Raw genomic sequence first — 12,774 nt, forward strand, 5'->3', positions numbered from 1 at the left:
GATCTAACACAGCTAGTGGCACAATTTTTATTCTTTTAAGCGCCGCGTGGATTTCCCCGCGGCGCTTTTTTTATTACACTGCCGGAAGTGATTTTGCCCCAGAGCTCCGGACGGCAAGCGTTTCAGCGGTGTTAACAACTGCCAGCGACGTTGTAAACTCCTGAGCCCGGACAGATAAATTAGAGGAGCTTTTATGAATCCGACATTGTTACGCGTAACACAACGCATTATTGAGCGCTCGAAGGAGACCCGTTCGGCCTACCTCGCCCGGATTGAACAGGCAAAGAGCAATACCGTCCATCGCTCCCAGCTGGCCTGTGGTAACCTGGCGCACGGCTTCGCGGCCTGCCAGCCCGATGATAAAGCCTCCCTGAAAAGCATGTTGCGTAACAATATCGCCATTATTACCTCCTATAACGACATGCTCTCCGCCCACCAGCCGTATGAGGTCTATCCCAATATCATTCGTAACGCGCTGCACAGCGTGAATGCGGTAGGTCAGGTCGCGGGTGGCGTGCCGGCTATGTGCGACGGTGTGACCCAGGGGCAGGATGGTATGGAGCTGTCGCTGCTCAGCCGCGAAGTGATTGCGATGTCTGCTGCAGTAGGCCTGTCACACAACATGTTTGATGGCGCACTGTACCTGGGCGTGTGCGACAAGATCGTTCCGGGACTGGTGATGGCAGCGCTGTCGTTTGGCCATCTGCCCGCGATCTTTGTGCCGTCTGGCCCGATGGCAAGCGGCCTGCCGAACAAAGAAAAAGTGCGTATTCGCCAGCTGTATGCGGAAGGAAAAGCAGACCGTCAGGCGCTGCTGGAGGCGGAAGCCGCGTCCTACCATGCGCCGGGTACCTGTACATTCTACGGCACGGCCAACACCAACCAGATGGTGGTGGAATTTATGGGCATGCAGCTGCCGGGCTCGTCCTTTATCCAGCCGGATGCACCTCTGCGTCAGGCCTTGACTGAGGCCGCTGCCCGTCAGGTGACGCGTCTGACCGGAAACGGCAATGAATGGATGCCGATGGGCAAAATGGTCGACGAAAAAGTGATCGTCAACGGTATCGTGGCTCTGCTGGCCACCGGCGGTTCGACCAACCACACCATGCACCTGGTGGCCATGGCGCGCGCGGCGGGCATTCTGATCAACTGGGATGATTTCTCTGAGATCTCTTCCGTGGTGCCGCTGATGGCACGTCTTTACCCGAACGGTCCGGCGGACATCAACCACTTCCAGGCTGCGGGTGGCGTACCGCTGCTGATGCGCGAGCTGCTGAAAGGCGGTTTGCTGCATGAAGACGTCAACACCGTGGCAGGCTTTGGCCTGAAGCGCTATACCCAGGAGCCGTGGCTGAACAATGGCGAGCTGGACTGGCGCGACGGGGCGACCGCCTCTCTCGATGCGCAGGTGATTGCCACCATCGACAATCCGTTCTCTCCTCATGGTGGCACCAAAGTGCTGAGCGGCAACCTCGGTCGTGCGGTGATGAAAACGTCTGCTGTACCGGAAGAGAACCAGGTTATTGAAGCGCCGGCTGTGGTGTTTGAAAGCCAGCACGACGTATTACCCGCTTTTGACGCGGGTCTGCTTGATAAAGACTGTGTGGTGGTAGTGCGTCATCAGGGGCCAAAAGCGAACGGCATGCCAGAATTACATAAACTTATGCCACCACTTGGTGTATTATTGGACCGCCGTTTCAAAATTGCGTTAGTGACCGATGGACGCCTCTCCGGTGCATCCGGCAAAGTGCCTTCAGCCATCCACGTCACGCCGGAAGCTTATGACGGCGGTTTGCTGGCGAAAGTGCGCGACGGTGACATGATCCGCGTGAACGGTCAGACAGGTGAGTTAACCCTGCTGGTGGATGAAGCAGAGCTGGCGGCACGTCAGCCACATATTCCTGACCTGAGCGCATCGCGCGTGGGGACCGGACGCGAAATGTTCAGCGCGCTGCGTGAGAAACTCTCCGGTGCGGAGCAGGGCGCGACCTGTATTACGTTTTAAGACGACTTGATTTTAACGATCTGGCGAGAGAAAACTCTGATGAAAAACTGGAAAACAAGTGCAGAAGCAATCCTGACCACTGGCCCTGTCGTGCCGGTTATCGTGGTAAACAAGCTGGAGCACGCTGTGCCAATGGCGAAAGCGCTGGTTGCGGGTGGCGTTCGTGTTCTGGAAGTGACCCTGCGTACCGCCTGCGCGATGGATGCGATTCGCGCTATCGCCAAAGAAGTGCCGGACGCCATCATCGGTGCGGGCACTGTTCTCAACGCGCAACAGCTGGCAGAAGTCACGGAGGCCGGAGCTCAGTTCGCTATCAGCCCTGGCCTGACCGAGCCGCTGCTGAAAGCAGCGACCGAAGGCACTATTCCTTTGATCCCGGGTATCAGCACCGTGTCTGAACTGATGCTGGGCATGGACTACGGCCTGAAAGAGTTCAAATTCTTCCCGGCAGAAGCCAACGGCGGCACCAAAGCGCTGCAGGCGATTGCAGGCCCATTCTCTCAGGTGCGTTTCTGCCCGACGGGCGGTATCTCTCCGGCGAACTACCGTGACTACCTGGCGCTGAAAAGCGTGCTGTGCATCGGGGGTTCATGGCTGGTGCCAGCGGATGCGCTGGAAGCGGGCGACTGGGATCGCATCACGAAACTGGCTCGCGAAGCGGTTGAAGGCGCGAAGCAATAAGTTTTTATCGTATGAAAAACGGGCCTTTCGGCCCGTTTTTTTTATCCTGCTACCTTAACGTTCGCTGCCGCCGCTTTAGCGCGTGCGATGGCCTCGTCGACGTTATTCCCGGTTGCTAACGCCACGCCCAGACGACGGGTGCCGTCGATCTCCGGCTTACCGAACAAACGTACCTGTAACCCGGCGCCCGTTGCGCCCTCGACGTTATCAAACGTCACGTTCTGACTGGTCAGCTGCGGCAGGATCACCGCCGAGGCCGCCGGGCCGTACTGACGAATACCGCCAACCGGCAGGCCAAGGAAGGCGCGAACATGCAGGGCGAACTCGGAGAGATCCTGCGATATCAACGTCACCATACCGGTGTCATGCGGGCGAGGGGAGACTTCGCTGAAAATCACCTCGTCGCCGCAGACAAACAGCTCCACGCCGAACAGACCGTAACCACCTAACGCCAGAACGGTTTTACGGGCGATATCCTGGGCACGTTCCAGCGCCAGGGCGCTCATCTGCTGTGGCTGCCAGGATTCGCGGTAATCGCCATCCTCCTGGCGGTGACCAATCGGATCGCAGAAATGGACGCCATCCACGGCGCTGACGGTAAGCAGGGTGATTTCGAAATCAAACTTCACCACCCCCTCGACGATCACGCGGCCTGCTCCGGCACGGCCACCCTGTTGCGCATAATCCCAGGCTTTGTCCAGCGTGCTGCTGTCGCGGATAAAACTCTGTCCTTTTCCGGAGGAGCTCATCACCGGTTTAATGATGCACGGGTAACCCATCTCGTCGACGGCCTGCAGGAATGCGGTTTTATCGCCCGCAAAACGGTAGCTTGAAGTGGGCAGCCCCAGCTCCTCTGCCGCCAGGCGGCGAATACCTTCGCGGTTCATGGTCAGTTTCGCTGCGTTGGCGCAAGGCACCACGCGCTGACCTTCCTGTTCAAGCGCGATCAGCGTATCGGTCGCGATAGCTTCAATCTCCGGCACCACAAAATCCGGTTTCTCCTGCGTGATGAGTGTCCGCAGAGCCTCTCCGTCCAGCATGTTAATCACATAAGAACGATGGGCAACATGCATGGCGGGCGCGTCGGCGTAGCGGTCTACGGCAATCACTTCTACCCCTAAACGCTGGCACTCAATGGCGACTTCTTTCCCCAGCTCGCCCGATCCTAACAGCATCACACGCGTCGCCGCAGGTCGCAGCGCGGTTCCTAAACGAGTCATAACATTCCCCCTGAAAAAGATGCGCGCAGTATAAACGAAAACGTTTGCGTCTGTCTTGCGCAGGGCAAAAAGGCCGACGAGAAATTTGCGCTTCTTTAGCCTCGACGGACATTTCCTGACGCCTGCTCGCTTACGCTGTGGAAATGTTAACCGTTAAGTGAGGGAAACTATGTCAGGCTGGTTAAATCAACTGCAATCCATGTTAGGGCAGAAAACATCAGGTTCCGGCGACCAGGGGCTAAGCAAACTGCTGGTACCGGGGGCGCTCGGAGGGCTGGCAGGGCTGCTGGTCGCCAATAAATCCTCACGTAAGCTGCTGGCAAAGTACGGTACCAGCGCGTTGCTGGCCGGTGGCGGCGCTATCGCCGGTACCGTGCTGTGGAATAAGTACAAGGACAGGGTACGCGCGGCGCACCAGGATGAACCCCACTTTGGGGAGGATACTTCGCCGCTGGATCTGCGTACGGAGCGGCTCATTCTTGCGCTGGTGTTTGCCGCAAAAAGCGACGGGCATATTGATGATAAAGAACGAGCGGCTATCGAGCAGCAGATGCGAGAAGCCGGCGTGGAGGAGCAGGGCAGAACGCTGGTGGCGCAGGCCATTGAGCAGCCGCTCGATCCGCAGCGTCTGGCGCAAAGCGTGCAGAATGAGGAAGAGGCGCTGGAACTCTATTTCCTGAGCTGTGCCGCCATTGATATTGACCACTTTATGGAACGCAGCTATCTCAACGCCCTGGGCGATGCGTTGAAAATTCCTCAGGATGTTCGCGAGGGGATCGAGCAGGATATCCGGGAGCAAAAACAGACGCTACAGGGCTAGCTATCGCTGATGTAGCCATGTTTCGCTTGCATCATGCGCGGGTTTTGCCAACCTTATAGGGTGTAAAACTTAAAAGAATGATGTCATGCCACCGAAAGCCCGACGTACTCCGTATGCGATCACCACCCATGGCGATACGCTTATAGATAACTATTACTGGCTACGGGACGATTCACGTTCCCGGCCAGAGGTACTCGACTACCTGCATGAAGAAAACGATTACGGTCGCAAGGTCATGTCCAGCCAGCAGGCGCTTCAGGACCAGCTGCTGAACGAAATGGTGCAGCGCATTCCTCAGCGCGATATCTCCGCGCCCTGGACCAAAAACGGCTATCGTTATCGGCATATCTACGAGCCCGGCTGTGAATATCCCATCTATCAGCGACAGTCGGTATTAAGCGCCGAGTGGGATGAATGGGATATTCTGCTGGATGCCAACCAGCGTGCCGCCCACAGCGAGTTTTATACGCTGGGCGGTATGTCCATCTCCCCGGATAACACCATTATGGCGCTGGCGGAGGATTATCTCTCCCGTCGTCAGTATGGCCTGCGATTCCGCAATCTGGATACCGGTAACTGGTATCCGGAAATGCTGGAAAACGTCTCCCCGGATTTTGTCTGGGCGAACGATTCCGAGACGGTCTACTACGTTAAAAAGCACGCCGCCACGCTGCTGCCTTATCAGGTGTGGCGCCACAGTGTAGGCACGGACTCCGCCGATGACGAACTGGTCTATGAAGAGAAAGACGAAACGTTTTATGTCAGCCTGCATAAAACGTCCTCGCGCCACTATGTGATTATTTTCCTTGCCAGCGCTACCACCTCAGAGGTGCTGCTGCTGGATGCCGAGCTGCCTGATGCCCAGCCGCTCTGCTTTCTGCCGCGCCGAAAAGACCATGAGTACAGTCTGGATCACTTCCAGCACAGCTTTTATCTGCGCTCAAACCGCGAGGGAAAAAACTTTGGCCTGTATAAGACCAAGGTGCGCGACGAGCGCAAGTGGGAGGTGCTTATTCCCGCGCGGGAACAGGTGATGCTCGAAGGGTTCACGTTGTTTACCGACTGGCTGGTGGTGGAAGAGCGTCAGCGGGGGTTGACCAGTATCCGGCAAATCAACCGCAAAACGCGCGAGGTGATAGGGATCGCGTTTGACGACCCGGCCTACGTCACCTGGATTGGTTTTAATCCTGAGCCTGAATCGTCCCGGCTGCGCTATGGCTACTCGTCGATGACCACGCCGGATACGCTGTTCGAACTGGATATGGATACCGGCCAGCGCCAGGTATTGAAGCAAACAGAAGTGAAGGGATTTGAATCCGACAATTATCGTAGCGAACACCTGTGGGTTACCGCGCGCGATGGTGTCGAGGTGCCGGTTTCGCTCGTGTATCACAAGGCGCATTTTCAGAAAGGTAAAAACCCTATCCTGGTTTACGGCTACGGCTCCTATGGTTCCAGCATGGATGCCGACTTCAGCAGCAGCAGATTAAGTCTGCTCGATCGCGGTTTTGTTTTTGCCATCGCTCATATTCGCGGCGGCGGTGAGCTGGGCCAGCACTGGTATGAAGACGGGAAATTCCTGAAAAAGCAAAACACGTTCAATGATTATCTCGACGTTTGCGACGCCTTAATTGAACAAGGCTATGGCGATCCGCAGCTCTGCTTTGGCATGGGCGGCAGCGCGGGCGGCATGCTGATGGGCGCTGTGATCAATCAGCGTCCCGAGCGTTTTAAGGGCATCGTTGCGCAGGTACCGTTTGTCGATGTGGTCACCACCATGCTCGACGAATCTATCCCGCTCACGACCGGGGAGTTTGAAGAGTGGGGGAATCCACAGGATGAAACCTATTATCGCTATATGAAAGCGTACAGCCCGTACGATAACGTGGAAGCGAAAGCCTACCCGCACATGCTGGTGACCACCGGTTTGCACGATTCACAGGTGCAGTACTGGGAACCGGCGAAATGGGTGGCGAAGCTGCGGGAACTGAAAACCGACGACAACCTGCTGCTGCTCTGTACCGATATGGACTCCGGGCACGGAGGGAAGTCGGGGCGGTTTAAATCTTATGAAGGGGTGGCGCTGGAATACGCCTTTTTGATCGGCCTGGCGCAGGATACGCTTCCAGGCCAGGCTGAACGTTAAGCTTCACCCAGATAATGCTTCAGGGTTAAGCGTAGCTCCGGGCTCATCTTGTCGAGGTTGTTATACAGCCAGCGCAGATAGCCCGGATCTTTATCTGCAATATCCGATACTGCTCTCCCGCGGTATTTTCCGAAGGTGAACGTCGTCAGCAGCGCAGGACGGCCGGTAATCGTCGCCATATCATCCGGTGTCCAGCCGGAAGTATTCATAATATCGATCAGCAGCGCAGCGGTGATATAGCAGTCATACAGGGCGCGGTGATGGTGCAGCCCTTCAGGCGTTCTGACGCTGAGCTTGCGGGATTTATACAGCGCCATATTGCTGTATTTGATCCCAGGCCACAGGCGACGCGCCAGCTTCATGGTGCAAATCCATTCCCCGGGCATGTCGGGGAGAACCCGACGGTCGAAGCTAGCGTTGTGGGCGACATACCATGGGCTGCCATAGTAGTGCGGGATAATGTCTTCTATCCAGGGTTTATCCGCCACCATTGATTCAGTGATGCGATGGATAGCCATGGCCTGCGGGCTAATAGGGCGATCGGGCCGCACCAGATGGCTCATCGGGTTGACTATTTTTCCGTCAACGACGTCGACCGAGGCGACCTCCACAATTCCGCCCTGAAGATCGCAAGTTTCGGTATCAATGACGCGCAGCATGAAAATCTCCTGAGCTTAAAACGCTTAGCCTAAAGGAATGATATCGCCTTGCCAACCCTGTCGGTTAAGCGTGCCGGTCAACAGCAGCTCGCCTTTATCCGCCCGCACGATCAACTGGCCTTTTTCATCCCATAATGCGCTGCCGGTGCTGGCGTTCGCCATTAATACCGCAATGGCATATTTGTGTGCAAAGCGTTGCAAGGTGCTGATGGACTGCCGCCAGCGGTTGTCCCTTACCGACTGGCTGCTGGTGAACAGCGTTGCTTGCGGATCGAGATTGGGGGAATCGCCCTGCGCATCAATGATGGTGAGCTGTTTATCCCCCGGAACCAGGCTCGCACCGCCGCCTTGCTGATAGCGCACGATGCTCGGCCGAGAGGGCGTAAAGAGCACGAGACCTTTCTGACGCTGGCCATTCCGCTCAAGGGGAAGCCCGGCAATAACGCTAATCTGGTAAAAATGTGCCGCATCAAGCAAGGGTTCCAGCTGTGCGTCGCACGGTGGGGGAGGTAACGTCGTTGTGCCTGAGCCGGTTAAGGAGAGTTCCGGGAAGACCAGCAGATCGCACTGCTGCTGTGCCGCTTCGGCAATGAAGCGTAGGTGATGGGTAACGTGCTCATCAACACTGTGATACTGCCCGCCATACTGGGCTGCCGCTATATTCCATTGTGACATCGTGACTTCCTTATACACTGAGTCGCAGGGATTTAAGAATACACCTAATTTAATCAGGGTTTTCTTATCCTGCCAGATTTCGCGTAAGGAAGTGTAACGACTCGTTAAGCTTATTTAACTTTAGGCTCGTACGGCAGACGAGAGAGGTTGACCGAAGCGAGACGGTGAGCAATTAATCTTTCCCGGAACCAGTCGCGCAAATGGGCGGGTTGTTCCCGTTCCACAACTTCAGCCACGATGGGCATGTTGTAACGCTCTTTGAACGCAACGCCAGCGGCTGCGAGATCGACATTCACTTTATCCATCTCGTCCTGAGGAAGGGCGGCCAGATTGATTTTCATTTCCTTCTCCTGTTTATGCGGCGGCAACGTTACCGCGATTGCGCGACGATGACAAGCGGAGGTGGGATGATCCTCGACTCGTCTATTATACAGCGTTATTCTTTAGCATAAAGACATAACAAAAAGGAATGATCGCGATGGGATTTTCCACTTCACGCACGGTATGCGCGCTGGTTTTTCTGGCATCAGTCGTTATCTCACCTACTGTGCTGGCGCATGCGCATCTTAAACAGCAGAGCCCGGCAGCAGACAGCGTGGTGAGCGCTCCGCAGTCACTGACGCTGAATTTTTCGGAAGGTATCGAACCGGGATTTAGCGGTGTGGTGGTGACGGATGCGCACAAGCAGGTCGTCAAAACGGGAGCCGTAACGCGAGACGAAAAGAACAAGGCTCAACTGATCGTTCCGCTGGCGCAAACGCTGGCGACCGGAACCTACCGGGTGGACTGGCATGTGGTTTCCGTCGACGGCCACAAAACCAAAGGCAGCTATCACTTTAGCGTGAAATAGCATGCTGGCACTGGTCTATGTTGGGTTGCGCTTTATCCATTTCGCGGCGCTGATGCTCGTTTTTGGTAATGCGCTATACAGCGTCTGGTTGGCGCCTTCCTCTCTCCACCGTCTGATGGCTCTGCGTTTCGCGCTACAGCAGCGGGTGGCATCTTTAATCAGCCTGGCCGCTGCGCTTCTGATGTTCATGCTTCAGGGCGGATTAATGGGCGATGGCTGGGGAGATGTGTTTAACCCGCAAGTCTGGCACGGCGTACTGGGGACGCAGTTTGGCAGCGTCTGGCTGTGGCAAATTATCCTGGCTTCCATTACGGTTGCTGCCGCGTGGCTTGCGCCGCTGAAAGGCTCCCGGCTGCTACTGCTCGCAATGGGGCAGTTTGTCCTGCTGGCAGGGGTAGGCCACGCGACGATGAACGAAGGTCCGTTGGGGGCTGTGCAGCGTCTCAATCATGCCGTTCATCTGTTATGTGCCGCAACCTGGCTCGGCGGATTACTGCCGCTGCTGTTCTGCATGCATCTGGCAAAAGGGCGCTGGCAGAACGCGGCCATCTACACCATGATGCGTTTCTCTCGCGTAGGCCACTATGCCGTCGCGGGCGTGCTGCTCACAGGGACGATCAATTCGCTCTTGATTCTGGGCGTCCATATTCCCTGGCAGGCTGGCTACGTGCAGCTTTTATTGTTCAAATGTGCGCTGGTGGCGTTGATGGTGGCAATTGCGCTGGCAAATCGGTATTTTCTGGTGCCACGGTTTCGTCCGGATTCCGGGTGGGCACAACAGCTTTTTATCAGGATGACACAGGCAGAAGTGGTGCTGGGAGCGCTGGTTCTGGCAGCGGTCAGCCTGTTCGCCACCTGGGAACCCTTCTGACAAGGTTAACTAACATATGAAAAAAACAGTACTTTCGCTCTTATTGCTGGCCTGCACGGGGAGCGCTCTGGCCGCGCCGCAGGTGATCACCGTCAGCCGTTTTGAAGTGGGTAAAGACAAGTGGGCGTTTAATCGCGAAGAGGTGATGCTGACCTGTCGTCCGGGCCATGCGTTATACGCGATCAACCCGAGTACGCTGGTGCAATACCCGTTGAATGAGGTTGCAGAGCAGCAGGTGGCCAGCGGCAAGAGCAGCGGCCAGCCCATCAGCGTGATCCAGATTGATGACCCGGCTCACCCAGGGCAGAAGATGAGCCTGACACCGTTTATCGAACGCGCTGACAAGCTCTGCTAGCGTTCAGGTTTCCAATAAAAAACCGCAGATGCTCGCGAAAGCACTGCGGTTTTTTGTTTTTGATGATGATTTAACGCTTTTTTTCTGGCCGCTTTAACTGTGGACTGGAAAACCTGGCGTCGTCATCTATTCTTAAAAGGCAAGGCGACTTAGCCTGCATTAATGCCAACTTTTAGCGCACGGCTCTCTCCCAAGAGCCATTTCCCTGGACCGAATACAGGAATCGTATTCGGTCTCTTTTTATCTGTATGTTTCTCAAAGGAGTTCTTCGGTTATGCTCCGAAGCTCAAGATAATAGCTGGACAACTCCCTGTCTTCTCCAAACCATAACATACTCAGGACTGCGTACGTCCAGAGTTTTTTGAGATCTTTGTTAAAAATTTTTGATCAGGCAAAAGGGGTGCCAGTAGGACGTTGGCGAACCCGCTCCCCGCCCCGCTGAAAATCCAGCAATCATAAATCAAATAATGAAATCTCTGAAGCTCACTTTATTATTAACAAGATACTCAGGAAAGTTTTGAGCTGTCAGCTCTTGCTTGATTAACTTCCTGTCTCGTCCCCAGATATCTTCCGCGTTTTTAATAACCTTCATAATATGTTCTGGATTGTTAAACTCAGGAAGATCATATTCAGTATGGGATATTGTGGACATTTTTTCAGAAATGCGTTCAGGCGTCATAACCCATGAGAAGTGCCATCCGCCATTGTCAATAATTCGATTGTTTAACTTAAACCAGTTCCATTTAAACCATGACCAGCTTTTGACTTTCCTGGTGCGTTTGAGGTTTCTGAATGATTCAGGTTCACCGCCAAAAAAGTCAACGAGATTTTTATATTTTGTGGCTCTAGGTAATTTACATTTTCTTGGGGTATTATCGATATTAAAGACCTGCAGGTTAAACTGATAATTATAAAAGTTTTGATATAGGGTTGTGCAGAGCCTATTTGGGTTTATAGATGTGATAACCGAAGGTGAGAAGATCTCATCAACATCGGAAATTAAAATCAAATCATCATCTTCGGCATGCTTCAAACCTTGCATAATGGCATTTCTCTGTGCAGCTTCATTCGCCCATGCATCCACAACAAGACCATCATGTTGCCCGGTGATAGCATCTTGAATCTGCTTTTCATCGTCAGATGTTTTCATAATAGGTTTTTCGTCATGCACAACGTAAATAATTTTATCTTCGAATTGACGATATTTATTTATGTCAAAGTGCAGTTGCCGCTTCTTGCCGGTAAAAGTATGCGTTGATTCAACGATAACAAAGCGATCAACCACATCCCCTAGAGTATTCAGCCTGATATCCAATAGCATATCTTCGTCGTAATACAAGAAGCAGTCATAAACCATCATCGAAGTCCTTAATTTTTCCGTCTACGTCGCGTTTTTTCCAACGCATTAGCTTGTTTCATTTCATACAATGCTAACTGAGCACCCTACACATAAGCAAGGGTGCTCGGCTTGATAAGTCTTTTTTTAAACAGCGTGAATACTTTGTAATGTTAGCGGAAGTGCTTGTTGCGGTTAAAAGCGGGATTTTACCGACGCCTCAATTTCATCAAGCAATTCAAAACGACGGCGGTATTCCGCACGCTTCTTGCTCGCGATCTCGTCGAGAGATTTGCGTTCCATCTGCAGCGGGAGCTGCCAGCAGAAGCCGGAGACCTTTTTACCGCCCAGAGAATCCCAGAATTCGTCATAGCTGGCGTGGAAATGGCGGCCTTTGCTGAGGCGATAGCGCAATGCGCGGAAAACGTGTCCCTCGTCGCTGACGGCAAAAATCGCCTTAACAGATGACTGTAAGGCCAGCTGGAAAAGAACTTCCATCAGCACGCGTTTAGGGAACAGGCCGTGACAGGCGCGGGTGGATTGTTTAATGACGTCCCGCGACACGCAGCGGCGGGGGCCCTGAAGCCCGCCAATCACTATTACGCGTTGTCCGTTGCTGCGGGCTACGCTAAAGGTCAGGCTGGCAAGCAAAGTATCCTCGTTATCGCGCAGCCACAGTGTGCTCTCACCTTCGCGCTCGGCTTTCCCGGCAGAGGATGCATTAACCGTATAGATCACGCCCTCTTTTGCATGGAACTGAACAACGGTTTGTTCCTGCGGGCTGGTCAGCGCCTGGGCGAGGGCGCGCTCTTTCAGGCTATCGATCCAGTAATAATGGTTAACGATAGCGTCGGCGCGATCGTTCGCGGTCAGGCCACGCATCAGATACTGCCGATGGGTCTTGCTGGGCAATGTAATTTGAGCGGCGAGAAGTTTGTCGAAATCGTCACGCCCTGAAAGGGCTTCCAGCATGCGACGGGTGGAAGACCAGAACAGAAGCGAACGTAAAAGGAACTTCAGCCGATAATCGCGTTTCCGCCAGATGGGTCCCGGGACACGTTCGCCGTTCACCAGCTCGGAAATTATATTTGTGCGATGTGGGTAGAACACATCGTTATGCAGGTGTGTATTAGACACGTGAAGATCCCTCGTTTTT

General features: G+C 54.3%; 13 protein-coding genes. 7 read left to right on the forward strand and 6 right to left on the reverse strand.

Annotated features, from left to right (window positions below):
* Window positions 1-193 precede the first annotated feature (193 nt).
* Together edd and kdgA are read left to right on the forward strand one after the other, a co-directional pair.
* Window positions 194-2,005: a phosphogluconate dehydratase gene (gene edd / locus ACOTXR_RS13075; protein WP_058690987.1), complete on the forward strand. Its 1,812-nt coding sequence runs from the start codon at window positions 194-196 to the stop codon at window positions 2,003-2,005.
* Between the two features lie 39 nt (window positions 2,006-2,044).
* Entirely contained in the window at window positions 2,045-2,686 is a 642-nt protein-coding gene (gene kdgA / locus ACOTXR_RS13080) for a bifunctional 4-hydroxy-2-oxoglutarate aldolase/2-dehydro-3-deoxy-phosphogluconate aldolase (RefSeq protein WP_014884307.1), read from the forward strand.
* 41 nt (window positions 2,687-2,727) lie between these two features.
* Here kdgA and purT read toward each other — a convergent pair whose 3' ends face one another.
* Window positions 2,728-3,906 carry a formate-dependent phosphoribosylglycinamide formyltransferase gene (gene purT / locus ACOTXR_RS13085; protein WP_023330716.1) on the reverse strand — a complete coding sequence of 393 codons (1,179 nt, stop codon included), beginning with the start codon at window positions 3,904-3,906 and terminating at the stop codon, window positions 2,728-2,730.
* A gap of 169 nt (window positions 3,907-4,075) precedes the next feature.
* Here purT and ACOTXR_RS13090 point away from each other — a divergent pair, with 169 nt between their 5' ends.
* Both ACOTXR_RS13090 and ptrB read left to right on the forward strand, forming a co-directional pair.
* A complete protein-coding gene (locus ACOTXR_RS13090; RefSeq protein ID WP_200923575.1) occupies window positions 4,076-4,726 on the forward strand; it encodes a tellurite resistance TerB family protein in 651 nt (216 codons plus the stop codon).
* 85 nt (window positions 4,727-4,811) lie between these two features.
* Window positions 4,812-6,872, forward strand: a complete 2,061-nt coding sequence (gene ptrB, locus ACOTXR_RS13095; protein ID WP_222834559.1) for an oligopeptidase B — start codon at window positions 4,812-4,814, stop codon at window positions 6,870-6,872.
* On the opposite strand, the gene exoX is transcribed toward ptrB, so the two are convergent.
* The 3 genes from exoX to ACOTXR_RS13110 all read right to left on the reverse strand — a co-directional run bounded on the left by exoX (window position 6,869) and on the right by ACOTXR_RS13110 (window position 8,547).
* The gene (gene exoX, locus ACOTXR_RS13100; protein ID WP_014884303.1) at window positions 6,869-7,531 is read right to left on the reverse strand and encodes an exodeoxyribonuclease X; all 663 of its coding nucleotides are present in this window, start codon (window positions 7,529-7,531) and stop codon (window positions 6,869-6,871) included. The two genes, ptrB and exoX, sit on opposite strands and share 4 nt — an antisense overlap.
* A 24-nt stretch (window positions 7,532-7,555) precedes the next feature.
* The gene (locus tag ACOTXR_RS13105) at window positions 7,556-8,206 is read right to left on the reverse strand and encodes a carbon-nitrogen hydrolase family protein (protein WP_058690984.1); all 651 of its coding nucleotides are present in this window, start codon (window positions 8,204-8,206) and stop codon (window positions 7,556-7,558) included.
* A gap of 110 nt (window positions 8,207-8,316) precedes the next feature.
* Window positions 8,317-8,547 (reverse strand): DNA polymerase III subunit theta, encoded by a 231-nt coding sequence (locus ACOTXR_RS13110; protein ID WP_013096102.1) that lies wholly within the window; start codon window positions 8,545-8,547, stop codon window positions 8,317-8,319.
* Window positions 8,548-8,684: 137 nt separating this feature from the next.
* On the opposite strand from ACOTXR_RS13110, the gene yobA reads away from it, so the two are divergent.
* Genes yobA through ACOTXR_RS13125 form a run of 3 tightly spaced genes read left to right on the forward strand, consistent with a single transcriptional unit; the run spans window position 8,685 to window position 10,282 of the window.
* Window positions 8,685-9,056, forward strand: a complete 372-nt coding sequence (gene yobA / locus ACOTXR_RS13115; RefSeq protein WP_058690983.1) for a CopC domain-containing protein YobA — start codon at window positions 8,685-8,687, stop codon at window positions 9,054-9,056.
* A 1-nt stretch (window position 9,057) separates the two neighbouring features.
* Complete coding sequence (gene copD, locus ACOTXR_RS13120; protein ID WP_023330712.1) at window positions 9,058-9,927, forward strand: copper homeostasis membrane protein CopD; 870 nt, start codon at window positions 9,058-9,060, stop codon at window positions 9,925-9,927.
* Between the two features lie 16 nt (window positions 9,928-9,943).
* Window positions 9,944-10,282 carry a YebY family protein gene (locus tag ACOTXR_RS13125; RefSeq protein WP_014884299.1) on the forward strand — a complete coding sequence of 113 codons (339 nt, stop codon included), beginning with the start codon at window positions 9,944-9,946 and terminating at the stop codon, window positions 10,280-10,282.
* A 460-nt stretch (window positions 10,283-10,742) separates the two neighbouring features.
* Here the strand turns inward: ACOTXR_RS13125 and ACOTXR_RS13130 are convergent, their stop codons facing one another.
* Both ACOTXR_RS13130 and ACOTXR_RS13135 read right to left on the reverse strand, forming a co-directional pair.
* On the reverse strand, window positions 10,743-11,639 hold the full coding sequence (locus tag ACOTXR_RS13130; RefSeq protein ID WP_058690982.1) for a benzoate transporter: 897 nt from the start codon (window positions 11,637-11,639) through the stop codon (window positions 10,743-10,745).
* Window positions 11,640-11,813: 174 nt separating this feature from the next.
* Window positions 11,814-12,755 (reverse strand): VirK/YbjX family protein, encoded by a 942-nt coding sequence (locus ACOTXR_RS13135; RefSeq protein ID WP_014884298.1) that lies wholly within the window; start codon window positions 12,753-12,755, stop codon window positions 11,814-11,816.
* Window positions 12,756-12,774 lie beyond the last annotated feature (19 nt).

This window comes from Enterobacter cloacae complex sp. IR53030 (genome assembly GCF_049238365.1).
GTDB lineage: Bacteria > Pseudomonadota > Gammaproteobacteria > Enterobacterales > Enterobacteriaceae > Enterobacter > Enterobacter kobei.